At 66.8% G+C, this 15,808-nt stretch carries 17 protein-coding genes; 9 read left to right on the plus strand and 8 right to left on the minus strand.

All coding sequences use genetic code 11. The features are described from left to right. Positions 1-5: 5 nt before the first annotated feature. Positions 6-803 (minus strand): ABC transporter ATP-binding protein, encoded by a 798-nt coding sequence (locus tag MWN34_RS18825; RefSeq protein WP_247030857.1) that lies wholly within the window; start codon positions 801-803, stop codon positions 6-8. Between the two features lie 38 nt (positions 804-841). Next, positions 842-1,879, minus strand: coding sequence for an ABC transporter substrate-binding protein (locus tag MWN34_RS18830; RefSeq protein WP_425532145.1), 1,038 nt, complete (start codon positions 1,877-1,879; stop codon positions 842-844). Between the two features lie 152 nt (positions 1,880-2,031). On the opposite strand from MWN34_RS18830, the gene MWN34_RS18835 reads away from it, so the two are divergent. The 3 genes from MWN34_RS18835 to MWN34_RS18845 all read left to right on the plus strand — a co-directional run bounded on the left by MWN34_RS18835 (position 2,032) and on the right by MWN34_RS18845 (position 4,392). Beyond that, the gene (locus tag MWN34_RS18835) at positions 2,032-2,439 is read left to right on the plus strand and encodes a RidA family protein (RefSeq protein ID WP_247030859.1); all 408 of its coding nucleotides are present in this window, start codon (positions 2,032-2,034) and stop codon (positions 2,437-2,439) included. 97 nt (positions 2,440-2,536) lie between these two features. Then, positions 2,537-3,364, plus strand: a complete 828-nt coding sequence (locus MWN34_RS18840) for a creatininase family protein (protein ID WP_247030860.1) — start codon at positions 2,537-2,539, stop codon at positions 3,362-3,364. Beyond that, positions 3,361-4,392 carry an Ldh family oxidoreductase gene (locus MWN34_RS18845; protein WP_247030861.1) on the plus strand — a complete coding sequence of 344 codons (1,032 nt, stop codon included), beginning with the start codon at positions 3,361-3,363 and terminating at the stop codon, positions 4,390-4,392. Before MWN34_RS18840 ends, MWN34_RS18845 begins: the two co-directional genes overlap by 4 nt. Positions 4,393-4,401: 9 nt before the next feature. On the opposite strand, the gene MWN34_RS18850 is transcribed toward MWN34_RS18845, so the two are convergent. The 3 genes from MWN34_RS18850 to ppa form a co-directional block, all read right to left on the minus strand. Then, a complete protein-coding gene (locus MWN34_RS18850) occupies positions 4,402-5,415 on the minus strand; it encodes a TAXI family TRAP transporter solute-binding subunit (RefSeq protein ID WP_247030862.1) in 1,014 nt (337 codons plus the stop codon). Positions 5,416-5,572: 157 nt separating this feature from the next. Next, entirely contained in the window at positions 5,573-6,292 is a 720-nt protein-coding gene (locus MWN34_RS18855) for a phosphoribosyltransferase (RefSeq protein WP_247030863.1), read from the minus strand. 184 nt (positions 6,293-6,476) lie between these two features. Further along, positions 6,477-7,004 carry an inorganic diphosphatase gene (gene ppa / locus MWN34_RS18860; RefSeq protein ID WP_247030864.1) on the minus strand — a complete coding sequence of 176 codons (528 nt, stop codon included), beginning with the start codon at positions 7,002-7,004 and terminating at the stop codon, positions 6,477-6,479. Between the two features lie 237 nt (positions 7,005-7,241). Between ppa and MWN34_RS18865 the strand changes: the two genes are divergently transcribed. From MWN34_RS18865 to MWN34_RS18890, 6 genes are all read left to right on the plus strand, one after another. Further along, positions 7,242-7,442: a hypothetical protein gene (locus tag MWN34_RS18865; RefSeq protein ID WP_247030865.1), complete on the plus strand. Its 201-nt coding sequence runs from the start codon at positions 7,242-7,244 to the stop codon at positions 7,440-7,442. Beyond that, positions 7,442-8,275 carry a metal ABC transporter ATP-binding protein gene (locus MWN34_RS18870; RefSeq protein WP_247030866.1) on the plus strand — a complete coding sequence of 278 codons (834 nt, stop codon included), beginning with the start codon at positions 7,442-7,444 and terminating at the stop codon, positions 8,273-8,275. The genes MWN34_RS18865 and MWN34_RS18870 overlap by 1 nt, the downstream gene beginning before the upstream one ends. Next, positions 8,272-9,144 carry a metal ABC transporter permease gene (locus MWN34_RS18875; RefSeq protein WP_247030867.1) on the plus strand — a complete coding sequence of 291 codons (873 nt, stop codon included), beginning with the start codon at positions 8,272-8,274 and terminating at the stop codon, positions 9,142-9,144. Before MWN34_RS18870 ends, MWN34_RS18875 begins: the two co-directional genes overlap by 4 nt. A 15-nt stretch (positions 9,145-9,159) precedes the next feature. Then, positions 9,160-10,173 (plus strand): metal ABC transporter substrate-binding protein, encoded by a 1,014-nt coding sequence (locus MWN34_RS18880; protein WP_247030868.1) that lies wholly within the window; start codon positions 9,160-9,162, stop codon positions 10,171-10,173. A 101-nt stretch (positions 10,174-10,274) separates the two neighbouring features. Continuing rightward, on the plus strand, positions 10,275-11,249 hold the full coding sequence (locus MWN34_RS18885; RefSeq protein WP_247030869.1) for a CobW family GTP-binding protein: 975 nt from the start codon (positions 10,275-10,277) through the stop codon (positions 11,247-11,249). Between the two features lie 365 nt (positions 11,250-11,614). Next, complete coding sequence (locus MWN34_RS18890) at positions 11,615-12,616, plus strand: WD40 repeat domain-containing protein (protein ID WP_247030870.1); 1,002 nt, start codon at positions 11,615-11,617, stop codon at positions 12,614-12,616. Between the two features lie 71 nt (positions 12,617-12,687). Here MWN34_RS18890 and MWN34_RS18895 read toward each other — a convergent pair whose 3' ends face one another. The 3 genes from MWN34_RS18895 to MWN34_RS18905 form a co-directional block, all read right to left on the minus strand. Next, positions 12,688-13,605 (minus strand): nickel/cobalt transporter, encoded by a 918-nt coding sequence (locus MWN34_RS18895; RefSeq protein ID WP_247030875.1) that lies wholly within the window; start codon positions 13,603-13,605, stop codon positions 12,688-12,690. Between the two features lie 56 nt (positions 13,606-13,661). Continuing rightward, positions 13,662-14,294 (minus strand): DUF1007 family protein, encoded by a 633-nt coding sequence (locus MWN34_RS18900; protein ID WP_247030871.1) that lies wholly within the window; start codon positions 14,292-14,294, stop codon positions 13,662-13,664. Positions 14,295-14,409: 115 nt separating this feature from the next. Then, positions 14,410-15,444, minus strand: a complete 1,035-nt coding sequence (locus tag MWN34_RS18905) for an aspartate-semialdehyde dehydrogenase (protein ID WP_247030872.1) — start codon at positions 15,442-15,444, stop codon at positions 14,410-14,412. Positions 15,445-15,808: the final 364 nt, after the last annotated feature.

The raw sequence follows: 15,808 nt of genomic DNA on the forward strand, positions 1-15,808 counted from the left end.
CGGCGTCACAGCCGCTCTCCCATCGCGGCGGCCAGCGCCTGCGAGGTCTGCCGGCACAGGGCGGCATAATCCGCCGAAGTGCGGAAGGCCTCGTCGCGCGGCAGGGCCGGGTCGATGCCGATCTCCGCCGCCACCCGCCCGGGCCGCGCCCGGAAGACGAGGATGCGGGTGGAGAGGAACACCGATTCGAACACCGAATGGGTGACGAACACCACGGTGCATTTCAGTTGCCGCCACACCGCCAGCAGATCGTTGTTCAGCTTGAAGCGGGTGATCTCGTCCAGCGCGGCGAAAGGTTCGTCCATCAGCAGCAGGGCCGGTTTCGTCACCAGCGCGCGGGCGATGGACACGCGCATCTTCATGCCGCCGGAAAGCTCGCGCGGATAGGCGTCGCGGAAGGCGCCGAGCCCGACCATCTCCAGCGCCTCCATGATCGCCGCTTCCGCCTGCCGGCGGCCGATCCCCTGCAGCCGGAGCGGCAGGTGGACATTGCCGAACACGGTGGCCCACGGCATCAGCGTGGGTTCCTGGAACACGAAGCCGATGGAAGGGGCGCCGCCGGCCGGCCGGCCCTCGATTCGCCCGCCGGTCGGCTCCGACAGCCCCGCAATGAGCCGGAGGGCCGTCGACTTGCCGCAGCCGGAGGGGCCGAGCAGGGAGAGGAACTCGCCGGCACGAACCTCCATGTCGAGCCCGTCGAGCGCGGTGACCCCGTTCGGGAAGGCCTTCGCCACCCCGTCCAGCCGCAGGACGACCTCGCGGGCGGGCGCCATGGTCGCCTGAGCCGGCCCGTCTGCACTCATCGTCCACCTCACTGCACTCATCGGACCGGGCGATTGCATCACTGCGGGCGCAGCTCCTTGCCGACGCCCTTGTTCACGAATTGCAGCGTATAGGCCTTGGTGTAGTCGATTCCACCATCGACAACCTTTGCGCGCACCATCTTGTCGAAGAAACTCTTCATCCGCGCATCCGTCATCGCCCCGATGCCGGAGGTCAGGGTGTCGCCTGAATCGACGATGCCATAGTCCTTCATCTTAGCGATGGAGAAGGCGATCATCTCATCCGTCATTTCCGGATTGTCTTTCTTGATCAAGGCATTGGCCTTGGAATTGTCGCCATACAGGTAATTGTACCAGCCGATGATCGACGCATCCACGAAGCGCTGCACGAGGTCGGGATTGGTCCTGGCAAGCTCGGAGCGGGTCTCGATGGTGGTGGAATAGGTATCGAAACCCTGATCGGCCAGCAGGAAGAGGGAGGGTTTGAACCCGCCTTCCTTCTCCACTGCGAAAGGTTCGGAGGTGATGTAGCCCTGCATCGCGCTGTTCTTGTCCGCAAGAAACGGCGCGACATTGAAGGTATAGGGTTTCACCTGGCTTTCGCTGAAGCCATAATCCTTGACAAGCCATTGATAGTAGCTGGCGAGACCTTCCTTTGAAACGAAGAGTGTCTTGGACTTGAGTTCATCGAAGCTCTTCACGTCCGGATGAGCAATCAGAACCTGCGGATCTTTCTGGAACATCGCCGCGACGATAATGGTGGGGATGCCCTCCTTCACCGAGTCGAAGGCCTGCAACATATTGGCGCCCATATAGAAATCAATCTTGCCGACCGGCAGCAGGAGCCTATTGTTGGCCTGCGGCCCGCCGGGTAGGATTTTCACGTCTAGCCCGTATTTCGCATAGGTCCCGTCGACGACCGCCTGGTAGAATCCCCCATGCTCCGCCTGGGCCACCCAGTTGGTACCGAAGGTGACCTTGTCGGCAGCTTCGGCCGCAACCACGCGCAAACCCGCGCCAATGCTTGCAGCACCGAGGCCGCAGACGAGAAGCGCGCGGGCACATCGCGCGGCAAGGGCTCGGAAACCGGGGCGCATCTGTATCTCCCTGAGAGAAGCGCAGGACGAGGATGCCGGCATATTAGGCGAGCCCAATGCCGGTGCAAACGATTGCTCGCGCACCACCGCCACCCACGACAGATAGCGGCGCAAGCCCTTGCGAAATCCCGTGGAATGGCTAGCGTCGGGGCATGCTACGTCATCTCGTCCCCGCCTCGCTCCGCGCCCCCTTCGCCCGCTACAGCCATGCCGTCGAGGTGCCGGCGGGCGCCCGGCTGCTGCTTGTGTCCGGCCAGCTCGGAATCGCGCCGGACGAGGTCGTGCCGGAAAGCGCGGAGGAGCAGGCGGCCCTGTGTTTCCGCGCCATCTCGGCCTGTCTCGCCGAAGCGGGCATGAGCGCGGCGGACGTGGTGCGGCTGAACGCCTATGTCACCGATCGCGCCCATATGACCGGCTACATGGCCGCCCGGGACCGCTTCGTCGCCGATCCGCCGCCGGCTTCGACGCTGATGATCGTCTCCGGCTTCACCCGGCCGGAGTTCAAGGTCGAGGTCGAGGCTCTGGCCGCGCGGCTCGACGAAAGACCGGAGCCGGCGTGAGCGACAAGGCTTGTCGCCATACGGCATGAGCTTCTATGACGGGGGCAGAAACACTGCCTGCCCGCGCACCCATCCGCCTCTGCCCACGAGACCGCATATGCCGCCGAAACGCTTCTGGACCGAGCTGACCTGGGGCGATTTCGCCGCGGGCGACACCGAGAGCTGGATCGCGGTGCTGCCCGTCGCCGCGGTGGAGCAGCATGGCCCGCATCTGCCGGTCGGCGTCGACGTGATGATCGGCCAGGGCTATCTGGATGCGGTTATGCCGCTGCTGCCGGCGGATATTCCGGCGGTTTTCCTGCCGCTGCAGGCTGTGGGAAAGTCCAATGAACACATACACTTTCCCGGCACGCTGACGCTTTCCGCCGAGACGGTGATCCGCGCCTGGACGGAGATCGGGGAGAGCGTTCACCGCGCCGGCCTGCGCAAGATCGTGCTGGTGAACTCCCATGGCGGCAATGTGCCGATCCTCGACATCGTGGCCCGCGACCTGAGGGCCCGGCTCGGCATGCTGGCGGTCACCATCTCCTGGCATCGCTTCGGCTATCCCGATGGGCTCTTCACGCCGCGCGAGCGCCAGCACGGCATCCATGCCGGCGGCATAGAGACCTCGCTGATGATGGCGTTCCGCCCGAATGTGGTGCGTGGAAACGCGATCGACGACTTCACGCCGGCAACCCTCGGCATGGAGCAGGAGTTCGCCTTTCTGCGTGCCGGCGCTCCGGCCGGTTTCGGGTGGATGTCGCAGGACATTCAGCCGACCGGCGCCATGGGCGACGCCACGGAGGCGAGCGTGGAGAAGGGAGAGGCCTGTGCTGCCTATGGTGCGCGGGCCTTCATAGCGCTGCTGGACGACGTGCATCGCTTCGATCTTCGCCGGCTGGCACCGGGTCCGCTGGGCGGGCGCGAGGAGGGTTCGGCGTGACCCGGCACGAAGCGGCTTCCACCACCCGCCGGCTCTCGCTCGACGAGGCGAAGGCCTATGCCGCCGGCGTGCTCGAGGCCTTCGGCACCGGGCCGGACAATGCCGCCGCCACGGCCGCGGCGCTGGTCGGGGCGGAAGCCGACGGGCTGGGCAGCCATGGGTTGACCCGGCTTCCGAGCTACAGCGCGATGGTCGCCTCGGGCAAGATCGACGGGCACGCCGTACCGCGCCTGCAGCGCGTGGCACCGTCCATGATTGCGTGCGATGCCGGCAACGGCTTTTCCTATCCGGCGATCGACCTTGCCCTGCCGATGCTGGAAAGCGTTGCGCGGGAGACCGGCATCGCGCTGCTCGGCTTGCGCCGGTCAAGTCATTTCGGCGTGGCCGGACAGCCGGCCGAAGCTCTCGCCGCGCGTGGGCTCATCGCGATGACGTTCACCAACGCGTCGGCCTCCATCGCGCCCTGGGGTGGGCGGCGGCCGCTCTTCGGCACCAATCCGGTCGCCTTTGCGACACCGTTGCGCGACCGTCCGCCGGCCGTGGTTGATCTTTCGGTCGCCAAGGTCGCACGCGGCAATATCCTCGCGGCCGCGCAGCGTGGCGAGTCGATCCCGGAAGGCTGGGCGCTCGACCCGGAAGGCCGGCCGACCACGGATGCCAAGGCCGGCCTTGCCGGAACCATGGTGCCGATGGGCGAAGCCAAAGGTACCGCGCTTGCCTTCATCATCGAGGTGATGGCGGCGGGGCTCACGGCTGCGACCTTTTCCTTCGACACGCCGAGCTTCTTCGACGGTGAGGGGCCGCCTGCGGCGATCGGACATTCGATCATCGCGATCGATCCGGGCCGCATGGCCGGGCCGGCCTTCCTTGATCACATGGAACGGCTCGCATCGGCTATCGAAGAGGAACCCGGCGCACGCCTGCCCGGCACGCGGCGAATCGCCAACAGAGCGCGGGCGCAGAGCGAGGGCGTCGTCCTCACGGTCGCGCTGCAGACGGCGCTGCGCGGCATGGGGTTCACCGGTTGAGGCAGGCCGTCAATCCTCGAGCCCATGCTCGCGGTAGAACCGCTCGGCGCCTGGATGAAGCGGCACCGGTACGGCTTGCAGGGCCGCTTCCAGCGTGACGCCATGCGCGGCGGGATGGGCGGCGGCGAGCTCGGGCAATTCTTTCTGCAGGGCCCCGACCAGCGCATAGACCATGTCGTCGCTCAGCCCGGCGCGGGCCACCAGCATATTGGGGATCGCTGCCGTGGCGACTGCGGTGGTCTGGCCCGGATAGGTTCCGGCCGGGATGATGCTCGGCTGATAGGGGGCGCCCAGCTTGGCGACCACATCGGGCGTCAGCGGCACGAGCGTGACCGGGACGTCGTGCGCCAGTTGCTCGATCGGCGCGACGCCGAGGCCGGTGGACTGAAAGACGGCATCGAGCTTGCCCTTGCGCATTTCGTCCAATGCGTCGGCGAAGGGCAGATGGACGGTTTGTGCGAAGCTCTCGTCATAGATGCCCGCCGCATTGAGCACGTCTAGCGCGTTACGCTCGACCCCCGAATTGGGCATGCCGATGGCCACGCGCTTGCCACGCAGATCCGAGATGGAGCGAATGCCGCTGGCCTGCGTCGCGACAAGCTGCAGATAGTTTGGATGCAGGGTGGCAACCACGCGAATACGGTAGAAGTTCTCGGGGAAACCGGCATCGCGGTCGCCCTGCCAGGCCTGAATCAGGCTGTCGGAGAGTGCGAAGGCAAGGTCGCCCTGCTCATGCTGCAGGCGGTTGAGGTTGTCGATGGAACCCTGGGTCGCCTCCTCGGACACGGTGAGGCCCGGAATTTCGCGGGTGACGATGCGGGAAACCGCGTCGCCGAGCGCGGCATAGACGCCGCCCGACCGTCCGGTGAGAACGACGAGATGTTCCTTGTTCGAAGCCTTGTCGGCATCCGTCGCCACCTGTCCGGAGGGCGCTGCGGGCTCGCTGCCACCCAGCGCGGCGCTACCGATGAACAGGGCGACCGTCCCGGCCATCACTGCGGCCTTCCAGCCTGTCCACATCATGCCTGTCTCTTGCTCTCTTCGTCGGAGCTTCCCGCTTCGGGCGCGCTTCGTTGCACGGAGCGGAGCCATTGGGAATGGCCCGGGCGGTCCCGGCAGGCATTCATGACGTGAATTTCAGGCAGCGGCGTGTCCATGCCACAATATCGCAGCGGCGCACTCAGGCCGGCAGCGTAGACCAGTCCGGATACCAGCCGCCCGGACCCTTGCGGAACAGCGGGCAGGAGATGGGTGCGCGAACCAGCGCCGGCCATGCGGGGTCGATGGCGCCGAGCGTCTGCTGCCAGACGTTGGTTTCCTTGATGGCCGTCGCTACGCCGACCACGTCAGCGCCGATGCGCCTCATCAGCTCCAGTTCCGCCGAGACCGTGCCGCCGGTGGAGATGACATCCTCGACCAGCAGAACCCGCCGGCCTTCCATCCGCTCCAGCAGGCGGGGATCGATGAAGACCGTCTTGGGCTTGAGAGGACTGGTGATCGAGATGACCGGGATGGACAGCTCGTCCTCGAACCAGAATTTCCGCGAATAGCTCAGCGGGACATAATGAGGATGGCCGAGCTTCTTCGCGACCGAGGCGGCCAGCACCATGCCCAGCGTCGGCATGCCCACCACGATCTCCGAGGCGAGGTCGCGCACGCAGTCGACGATGGCGCTGGAGAGCCGGTCTTCCAGGGCGAAGGAGTTCTCTGTGATGCAAAGATAGGCGATGGCGGTCTCGAAATCCGGCGGCAGGGCGAGAAAGGGCAGTTCCGCCCAATCGCCGTCCGGCAGCTTCACCGGATAACGGTCGACATAAGGCGGCGCCCCGCATTCGGCCAGTTCCCCTGCAGGAATGATCCGGTCGCGATAGAAGCCGCGGTCGGTGAAAGCGAGAGGCATGGCGGCTCCATCGGGCGAGACTGCCATGACAAGGCAACAAGGGTGCCAGAGCCGGACCCGCCCGATAGTTCCCGCATCACGAAAAAGGGTCGCTCCCGCATGGCAGGGCGACCCTTCTTTCAGGCGATGACGCATCCAAGCCGGAGGGCCTGCGCAGCCTGTCAACCGGCTTGCCGCCGCAAGCTCACTTCTTGGCAGCTTCGATCGCGCGGATGATGAGCTCGCGGGCCCGGGCGGGACCCTGCCAATCGGCGACCGAGACCTTCTTGCCCTTCTCCAGATCCTTGTAGTGGGTGAAGAAGTGGGTGATCTGCTCGACGATCAGTGCCGGCAGGTCCTCATAGGTCTCGACCTTGTTGTGGTACGGATAGACCGAGGCCGACGGCACGGCGAGGACCTTCTCGTCGCCGCCCTTCTCGTCGGTCATCATCAGCACGCCGATCGGGCGGCAGGCGATGACGCAGCCGGAGACCAGCGGGATCGGCGAGATGACGATGACATCGAGCGGATCGCCGTCATCGCCCAGCGACTGCGGGATGAAGCCGTAATTGCCCGGATAAAACATCGGGGTATGCAGGAAGCGGTCGACGAAGAGCGCGCCGGATTCCTTGTCCAGCTCGTACTTCACCGGCGGCCCACCGGCCGGAATCTCGATGACGGCGTGAATCTCGTCCGGCGGGTTGGGTCCGGCCGAAATGCGCGAAATGTCCATGGATAGGCTCCCGATCGGCGCGCCGGTTCATCCGGCGAAATGGCGCTTTCCTATAGGCCGTGAAGCGCCCGGCGTCGAGATGCTGCGGTGCAGAGCCGCGCCCTCCGAAGAAGATGTCATGAACCGATATAAAGTAGCATCCGCCGCTGGACAGCCTAGAATGATACGTTGTATCAGTTTTGCATGATCGCGGCTGAACGACAGGTGCCGGCTCGTGCCGGACAGAACAGGAGTTGGATGGCGACGGCCTCGCGTGCCGATGACGGCGCCCCGCCGGATGGTCATTCCCATATCCATTCCCGTCCGGCCCCTGCCGCCGGCGTGCCCTCGCATTCCTTGCTGCGGCTCTCGGTCTGGCAGCGGCTCGCCATCGTGGTGCCGGTCGGCGTGATGCTGTGGGGTCTGGCGTTGTGGGTCATTTGGGGAGGCGGCTCCTGATGTCGGCCCATCACCATCCGACGCATGAACACGACCACGCGCATGCTCATCTCGCCAGGCCGACTGCCGAGGATCGTGGCGCGACTGTCCTCGCCTTCCGTGACCTGACCCTCGGCTATGACCGGCATCCGGCCGTGCATCATCTCCATGGCAACGTGCCCGAAGGCGAGTTGCTCGCGATCTGCGGGCCGAACGGTGCCGGCAAATCGACGCTGCTCAAGGGCGTCATGGGCGCCGTGCGTCCGCTTGCCGGCGGCATCGACCTTACCCGTCTGCCACGACAGGAGGTCGCCTATCTGCCTCAGGCCGCCGAGGTGGACCGGACCTTTCCGATCGACGTCTATGACCTCGTTGCCACGGGTCTCTGGCGGCGCACCGGGCTGTTCGGCGGCGTCGGTCGTGCCGATCGCGCCCGGATCGGCGAGGCGTTGGCGAGCGTGGGTCTCGCCGGCTTCGAGGGGCGCCCGATCGGCACGCTGTCGGGCGGGCAGATGCAGCGCGCGCTGTTCGCCCGGCTGCTGTTGCAGGATGCGCGGCTGATCCTGCTCGACGAGCCCTTCACCGCGCTCGACGCTGGCACGGTGGCCGATCTGCTCGCACTGGTGCGGCGCTGGCATGGCGAGGGCCGCACGGTGCTGGCGGTGCTGCACGATTTCGAGCTGGTGCGCCGGCATTTCCCGCGCACCTTGCTGCTGGCCCGCTCGCCCGTCGCCTGGGGACCGACCGAGGAAGTTCTGGTCGACGACAATCTCAACCGTGCCCGCCGCATGTGCGAGGCGTGGGACGAAGGGGCGGCGGTTTGCGCGCCGATCGTCGGGGAGCGCGCGGCATGAACCTCTATGAGCTGTTCATCGCGCCCTTCGCCGAGTTCGATTTCATGCGGCGCGCCCTTGTTGGCGTCTTCGCGCTCGCCGTCGGGGCGGGGCCGGTCGGCGTGCTGCTGATGCTGCGGCGGATGAGCCTGACGGGCGATGCGATGGCCCATGCCATCCTGCCCGGCGCCGCGCTCGGTTTCCTCGCCGCCGGCCTCAACCTCTTCGCCATGACGATCGGCGGCCTCGTCGCCGGCTTCACCGTGGCGCTGGGCGCCGGGGCGGTGGCGCGGGCGACGCAGATGAAAGAGGACGCGGCGCTCGCCGCCTTCTATCTCGTCTCGCTGGCGCTCGGCGTGCTGCTGGTCTCGCTGCGCGGCTCGAATGTCGACCTGCTGCACGTGCTGTTCGGCACGGTGCTGGCGCTGGACGATGCGACGCTTCTGCTCATCGTCGGCATTTCCTCGGTCTCGCTGCTGGTGCTGGCGGTGCTGTGGCGGCCGCTGGTGCTGGAATGCGTCGATCCCGGTTTCCTGCGCTCGGTCAGCCGGGCCGGTGCGCCGACGCATCTGGTCTTCCTCATGCTGGTGGTGCTGAACCTCGTCGGCGGCTTCCATGCGCTGGGCACGCTGCTCGCGGTGGGCCTGATGATGCTGCCCGCCGCGACCGCCCGGTTCTGGGCCCGCGACCTCAACGTCATGGTGCTGTTGGCGAGCCTGATCGCCGCGGCGGCGGGCGTGGCGGGGCTGCTGGTCTCCTATCATCTCGGTGCGCCATCCGGGCCTGCCATCATCCTCGTCGCCGGCGCGGGCTATGCCGTTTCGGTCCTCATCGGACCTGTCGGGGGGCTGTTGCCCCGCCTGATGCCGGGACGCCATCTCGAAGCCTGAAACGGAGTCTTCTCCATGACGTTGGTTTCTCACACGCGGCGCCGCGCCATGCTCGCGGCGCTCACCCTCGCGCTCGCCCTGCCGACCGCCGGTGCGGTCCGGGCACAGGATGCCACCCCGGCGAAGCTGCCCGTCGTAGCGACCTTCTCCATCCTGGGCGATATCGTGAAGCAGGTGGGCGGCGACCGGCTCGCCGTCACCACTCTGGTCGGTCCCGACGGCGACACCCATGTCTACCAGCCGACCCCTTCCGACGCGAAAGCGGTAGCCAATGCGAAGCTCGTCTTCGAGAACGGCCTCGGCCTTGAAGGCTGGATTCCGCGCCTCGTCAAGGCGTCGGGCAGCAAGGCCGAGCCGGTGGTGGTGACGGAAGGCGTGATCCCGCGCTACCGCACCGCGACCGAGCCGCAGGACGACGAAGGGGCGGAGGCCGGGCACGACCATGACAAGACCGGCGCCGGCAAGACCGGTACTGACACGGCGAAGGACCATGACCATGGCCCGCTCGATCCCCATGCCTGGCAGAACGTTGCCAATGTGGAGATCTATGCCGGCAACATCCGCGACGCGCTGATCTCCGCAGATCCCGCCGGTGCGGAGGCCTACAAGGCGCAGGCGGCCGCCTATATCGACAAGCTCAAGGCGCTCGACGCCGAGGTACGCAAGACGATGGCGGCGATCCCGGCCTCGCAGCGCCGCATCATCACATCGCACGACGCCTTCGGCTATTTCGGCGACGCCTATGGCGTGACGCTGCTCGCGCCGCAGGGCGTTTCCACCGAGGCCGAAGCGTCCGCCAAGGATGTCGGCCGCATCATCAAGCAGATCCGGCAGGAGAAGATCCCGGCGGTGTTCCTCGAGAACATCACCGATCCCCGACTGACCCAGCGCATCGCCAAGGAATCCGGCGCCAAGGTCGGCGGCACGCTCTACACCGACGCCCTGTCCGATGACAAAGGGCCGGCGAGCACCTACATCGACATGATCCGGAACAATATCCGCGAACTGTCCTCGGCGCTGTCGAGCTGATCGCGGAGGCCGATCTCCAATCCCGTGGCGGGGCGTCCGCCGCACAGGTCTGTCCGGGCGTTCGGCCCGGGCATGGCCTTTGAAAGACCCGAGGTTTGACCATGGCCGAAGCCAACGCCGACAAGATCCCCGTCACCGTGCTCACCGGCTATCTCGGCGCCGGCAAGACCACGCTGCTCAACCGCATCCTCTCCGAGCCGCACGGCAAGAAATTCGCCGTCGTCGTCAATGAGTTCGGCGAGATCGGCATCGACAACGACCTCGTGGTGGGAGCCGACGAGGAGGTGTTCGAGATGAACAATGGCTGCATCTGCTGCACCGTGCGCGGCGACCTGATCCGCATCATCGACGGCCTGCTCAAGCGCAAGGGCGACTTCGACGGCATCATCGTCGAGACCACCGGCCTCGCCGATCCCGCCCCGGTGGCGCAGACCTTCTTCGTCGACGAGACGGTAGGCGCCAAGACCGCGCTCGACGCGGTGGTGACGGTGGCCGATGCCAAATGGCTGAAGGACCGGCTGAAGGACGCGCCGGAGGCCAAGAACCAGATCGCCTTCGCCGACGTCATCCTGCTCAACAAGACCGACCTCGTCAGCGAAACCGAGTTGAAGGATGTCGAGATGCGCATCCGGGCCATCAACCCCTTCGCCCGGATCCATCACACGCAGCGCTCCAATATCGCGATCGACAAGGTGCTGGGTCAGGGGGCGTTCGACCTCGACCGCATCACCGCCATCGACCCGGATTTCCTCGAGGGTGGCCACAAGCATTTCCATGACGAGGAGATGAAGTCGGTCTCCTTCTCCTCCGACACGCCGCTCGATCCGGACAAGTTCTTCCCCTGGATCCAGGAGCTGACCCAGCGCGAAGGGCCGAACATTCTGCGCTCCAAGGGCATCCTTGCCTTCAAGGACGATCCGGACCGCTTCGTGTTCCAGGGCGTGCACATGATTCTGGACGGCGACCACCAGCGCCCGTGGCAGGAGGGCGAGGCGAAGCTGAGCCGCATCGTCTTCATCGGCCGCAAGCTCGACGTGCCGGCGCTGGAAAAGGGTTTTCGCGCCTGCATCGCCTGATTCCGCCGCACGGAACGAATGAACGGCGCCGGTCCGCTGGAAAGCGGCCGGCGCCGTTCTCATGTCGGGCGGACGGGTGACGCGGGGCGGAAATTCCGCTAGAGCGTTTTCCGCGAATGTTGCGAGACCTTCGCGACTGGAAAACGCTCCAGTCGTTTGAATCCAGAGCCCTTTCCGATCGGGTGAGCCGCCCGATCGGAAAGGGCTCCGGGGCATGCGCCGATCCGGCCGCACCGCGATCAGGACAGCGCGTGCTCCAGCCTTTTCTCGGAGCGCGATTGGCCAGGCGGATCCCGCGATCTGGCCGGATCGCGCTCTTGCCGGCGGCCAAAGACGTCGTCCGCTGCGCCGATCGGGGAGTCTCCATGCCGCCCATTCCGCCGTCCGCCCCGTCCTCGCTCACCTCAAAGCTGCGCCCGCTGGACCTCGGCGGCACCGCCGTCGCCGCGCATTTCCTCGGGAGCGCCGCGCTGTTCGCGACCGGCAGCGGCACGATCCTGCTGGTCGACGGCGAGGAGGAGCGGCGCATCGCGGCGCATAAGGGCGCGATCCTCTCCGTTTCCGGCGATGCCCGCCGCCTGCTGACCGGCGGCGATGACGGCCGGGTGGTGGCGACGCTGGGCGACGGGGCGAGCGAAACCCTTGCCGAGCAGAAGGGCCGCTGGGTCGATGCCGTGGCGAACGGGCCGGACGGCTCCTTTGCCTGGTCCACCGGCAAGACCGCCCGGTTCCAGCCGAAGAAGGGCGAGGCGAAGACGCTCGATCTGCCCTCCTCGGTCGGCGGCCTCGCCTTCGCGCCGAAGGGCACCCGCATCGCCGTCGCCCACTATAACGGCGTGTCGCTCTGGTTCCCCAATGCGGTGGCCAAGCCCGAATTCCTGGAATGGAAGGGCTCGCATCGCGGGGTGATCTGGCACCCCGAGGCGCGCTTCCTCGTCACCACCATGCAGGAGCCGGCGCTCCATGGCTGGCGGCTGCCGGAAGGCGCCCATATGCGGATGAGCGGCTATCCTTCGCGGGTCCGCTCCATGGCCTTCACCGCCGGCGGGCGTCATCTCGCCACCTCCGGCTCGACCGAGGCGATCCTCTGGCCGTTCATGACCAAGGAAGGCCCGATGGGCAAGCAACCTACCATGGTCGGCCAGCGCGATGTGCGTGTTTCCGCGGTGGCGTGCCATCCGAAGGAGGAGATCGTGGCCTGCGGCTATGAGGACGGCATGGTGCTGCTCATCCGTATTTCCGACGGCGCCGAGATCCTGCTCCGCGCGCCGGCCGGCAGCCCGGTGACGGCGCTGGCCTGGCGCGGCGATGGCGGGGCGCTCGCCATGGGCACCGAGGACGGGAAAGGCGGCCTCACGCTGCTCTGAAGCGCGGCGCGATCGCGGCTCTTCACCTTGTCAGACAGCAGGCTGGGGAGGCGATTGATCCTCCCCCGCTCTCAGAAATAGAGGCGCTCGCTCGCCATGTAACCGGTGAGCAAAGCGAGGCCGAAGGCGATGAGCAGCAGCGCGGCGCCGAATTCCACGCCACGCAGCAGCACCGCCCCGGCGCCCGGCCGACTGGCCGCGAGGCGCACGGCGATGCGTTTTCCGAACACCGCGAGGGCGGCGGTGGCGCTGACCGTGAGCGCGGTGCCGAGACCCATCAGCAGGGTCGAGGCCGCGCCGACCCAGAAGATGCCCTGGGCCAGCGCGAAAACCAGCACCAGCACCGCCCCGGTGCAGGGGCGCAGGCCGATGGAGAGCACCGCCGCGCTCCATTCCGCCCAGCCGTCGCGCTTCGGAAGCTGGTCCGGTCCGGGTATGTGGACATGGCCCTCGCAGCCGCAATCGGCGCCGTGCACATGATCGGGCGTGCCGCGCCCGGCGGCGAGGAGCGCCCGGCCCCGCGACCAGGCGAGGCGCAGGCCCATCACGATGATGAGCGCATAGGCGCCGATCTCGATGAGGGAGACGGCCCGTTGCATGGTGGCGGCGGTGGCGCCCAGCAGCAGCGCGAACAGTCCCGCCACCACGATCGCGGTGAGCGACTGCACCAGCGCGCTGGCGAAGGCCAGCACCGTGCCGCGCTTCAGCGTCGCCTCATTGGCGAGCAGATAGGACGAGATCACCGCCTTGCCGTGACCGGGTCCCGCCGCATGGAACACGCCATAGGCGAACGAGATGCCGCCGAGGGTGGCGAACGCGCTGCCGTCGCTCTTCGCCTGCCGGACGGCTGCCGTGAGCAGGCGATAGAACTCGGCCTGCTTGGCGAGGATGAAGCCGGTGAGGCCGTCGGGCCCGGGCAGCGGCGCGGCGCCAACGCCGAAGGGCGTGGCGGCGTGGGCGAGGTCAGGATGCGTCAACACCGCAGCCATCCCGACGCATACCGCCAGCGCCAAGGCACGCGTGGCGCCGGCACGCCGGGGCAGGCTCACGGGCAGACCACCGTGGTGCGGTTGGCGAATTGCGAGCCGAAGCTGCTCGACGAGGTGAGAGCGGTGAAGAAGGATTCCGACAGTGTTGTGGTGGCGCCGAGCGCCGGATCGGGCCGGTGCAGGTCGATCGTGCATGTCGCGGGCGCGCCGGCGAGCTTCACCGGGTCGGTGTCGGCCAGCGCGAAGGCGACGAAATAGGTGGGGTCGTAGACGTCGATGGTCATCGTCCCCGCCGCGGCTGGAGGCTTCTGGAACGGCAGGGTGAAGTGCAGCGTCAGGGCCGTGCCGTCATAGGTCAGATAGTAATCCTTCGGCGGCAGGAAGGGAATTTTTTCCTTTCCCCGTTTCGCATAGGTGAAGTAGTCGAACTCCTTCAGCGAATCGACATTCACCTGGGCGAGATCCTTGAGCGTCTTCTCGCTGGGCTTGCCGTCCGGGCCGGTTTCCAGTCCCTGCAGGGCGAAGGTCGAGAAGCCCTCGTCGAAGGTCCAGTCATGCTTCACGCCGCGGACCGTGCCGTCGGGGGCGTAGTCGATCTCCGTCGTCACGCTGACCCAGACATGAGGATGGGCAAGGGCCGGGCCGGCACAGGCGAGCAGCAGGAGCACCGCGAGCAGGGGTTTCAGCAAGGCGGCACTCCCGTTGAGACGATGGTGCGATGCTGGGCGCCAAGTTCGGCGAAAGGACGGCTGCACGAAAAAGGCGCCTCGCGGCGCCTTTTTCTCATCGTTTCGTGACCGCGGCTCAGGCCGCCTTCTTCTTCGGCGCCAGCAGCTTGCGGTTCACCAGCACCTCGGCGATCTGGATCGCGTTGAGCGCGGCGCCCTTGCGCAGATTGTCCGACACGCACCAGAAGGAGAGGCCGTTCTCCACCGTGGCGTCCTCGCGGATGCGGGACACATAGGTGGCGTCCTCGCCGGCCGCCTCATAGGGCGTGATGTAGCCGCCGGGCTCGCGCTTGTCGACGACCAGCACGCCCGGCGCGTTGCGCAGCGCGGAGGTGGCCTCCTCGACCGTGATCGGCTTCTCGAACTCGACATTCACCGCCTCGGAATGAGAGATGAACACCGGCACGCGAACCGCGGTGCAGGTCAGCTTGATCTTGGGGTCGAGGATCTTCTTGGTCTCGGCCATCACCTTCCATTCTTCCTTAGTGTAGCCGTCTTCCATGAAGACGTCGATCTGCGGAATCACGTTGAAGGCGATGCGCTTGGGGAACTTCTTCGCTTCCACCGGATCGGAGACGAACACCGCCCGGGTCTGCGAGAACAGCTCGTCCATCGCGTCCTTGCCGGCGCCGGACACCGACTGGTAGGTGGCGACGACCACGCGCTTGATGGTGGCGAGGTCGTGGAGCGGCTTCAGCGCCACCACGAGCTGCGCGGTCGAGCAGTTCGGGTTGGCGATGATGTTCTTCCGGGTGAAGCCCTTCACGGCATCCGCGTTCACTTCCGGCACGATCAGCGGCACGTCGGAATCGTAACGGAAGGCCGAGGAGTTATCGATCACCACGCAGCCCTGCGCGCCGATGCGCGGGGACCATTCCTTCGACACATCGCCGCCCGCCGACATGAGGCAGATGTCGGTGTCGGAAAAGTCGTAATGCTCAAGAGCTTTGACTTTGAGGGTCTTGTCGCCGAACGAGACTTCCGTGCCCATCGAACGACGGGAGGCGAGCGCGACGACCTCGTCCGCGGGAAACCCGCGTTCGGCGAGGATATCGAGCATTTCACGGCCCACATTGCCTGTGGCGCCGACGACGGCGACCTTGTAGCCCATTCTTCTCTCCTGAGAGCCCCGCCATTCACAAGCTGGGGCGAGGGCGGGCTTTTACGCCGAAAGGCGAAGAAGGGCAAGGCTTCGCGCCGGAGTGCGCCCTTTGCCGCCTCGCACGCCGCCCCGCTCCGTCGTCGTTCGGTCCCTTCCCGCGGTCATGCCGCTGTGGGCGCAGTGGCTCTGCGAGACGATGCCGCTGATGCATGGTCCGCGGCATCATGCTGAAAGGCGCCGACGCCGACCGCGCGATCCGCGCACCTGCTCACGCCCCCCAACACCTTCATCCCCGCGCCGTTTCCGGCCGGGGTTGCGGATCGGAGGTCCAGCCGCCTTCGGGAGGGAAGGCATGCGGGGCACCGGGCCGGAT

Origin of the sequence: Ancylobacter crimeensis, assembly GCF_023016805.1 — a bacterium.
In the GTDB taxonomy this organism is placed as follows: Bacteria; Pseudomonadota; Alphaproteobacteria; order Rhizobiales; family Xanthobacteraceae; genus Ancylobacter; species Ancylobacter crimeensis.

Excerpts from the sequence above, each read along its gene's own strand:
- MWN34_RS18825 (WP_247030857.1), bottom strand. The coding sequence starts at position 803 with ATGAGTGCAGACGGGCCGGCTCAGGCGACCATGGCGCCCGCCCGCGAG.
- MWN34_RS18830 (WP_425532145.1), bottom strand. The coding sequence starts at position 1,879 with ATGCGCCCCGGTTTCCGAGCCCTTGCCGCGCGATGTGCCCGCGCGCTT.
- MWN34_RS18835 (WP_247030859.1), top strand. The coding sequence starts at position 2,032 with ATGCTACGTCATCTCGTCCCCGCCTCGCTCCGCGCCCCCTTCGCCCGC.
- MWN34_RS18840 (WP_247030860.1), top strand. The coding sequence starts at position 2,537 with ATGCCGCCGAAACGCTTCTGGACCGAGCTGACCTGGGGCGATTTCGCC.
- MWN34_RS18850 (WP_247030862.1), bottom strand. The coding sequence starts at position 5,415 with ATGATGTGGACAGGCTGGAAGGCCGCAGTGATGGCCGGGACGGTCGCC.
- MWN34_RS18855 (WP_247030863.1), bottom strand. The coding sequence starts at position 6,292 with ATGCCTCTCGCTTTCACCGACCGCGGCTTCTATCGCGACCGGATCATT.
- ppa (WP_247030864.1), bottom strand. The coding sequence starts at position 7,004 with ATGGACATTTCGCGCATTTCGGCCGGACCCAACCCGCCGGACGAGATT.
- MWN34_RS18865 (WP_247030865.1), top strand. The coding sequence starts at position 7,242 with ATGGCGACGGCCTCGCGTGCCGATGACGGCGCCCCGCCGGATGGTCAT.
- MWN34_RS18870 (WP_247030866.1), top strand. The coding sequence starts at position 7,442 with ATGTCGGCCCATCACCATCCGACGCATGAACACGACCACGCGCATGCT.
- MWN34_RS18875 (WP_247030867.1), top strand. The coding sequence starts at position 8,272 with ATGAACCTCTATGAGCTGTTCATCGCGCCCTTCGCCGAGTTCGATTTC.
- MWN34_RS18880 (WP_247030868.1), top strand. The coding sequence starts at position 9,160 with ATGACGTTGGTTTCTCACACGCGGCGCCGCGCCATGCTCGCGGCGCTC.
- MWN34_RS18885 (WP_247030869.1), top strand. The coding sequence starts at position 10,275 with ATGGCCGAAGCCAACGCCGACAAGATCCCCGTCACCGTGCTCACCGGC.
- MWN34_RS18890 (WP_247030870.1), top strand. The coding sequence starts at position 11,615 with ATGCCGCCCATTCCGCCGTCCGCCCCGTCCTCGCTCACCTCAAAGCTG.
- MWN34_RS18895 (WP_247030875.1), bottom strand. The coding sequence starts at position 13,605 with ATGGCTGCGGTGTTGACGCATCCTGACCTCGCCCACGCCGCCACGCCC.
- MWN34_RS18905 (WP_247030872.1), bottom strand. The coding sequence starts at position 15,444 with ATGGGCTACAAGGTCGCCGTCGTCGGCGCCACAGGCAATGTGGGCCGT.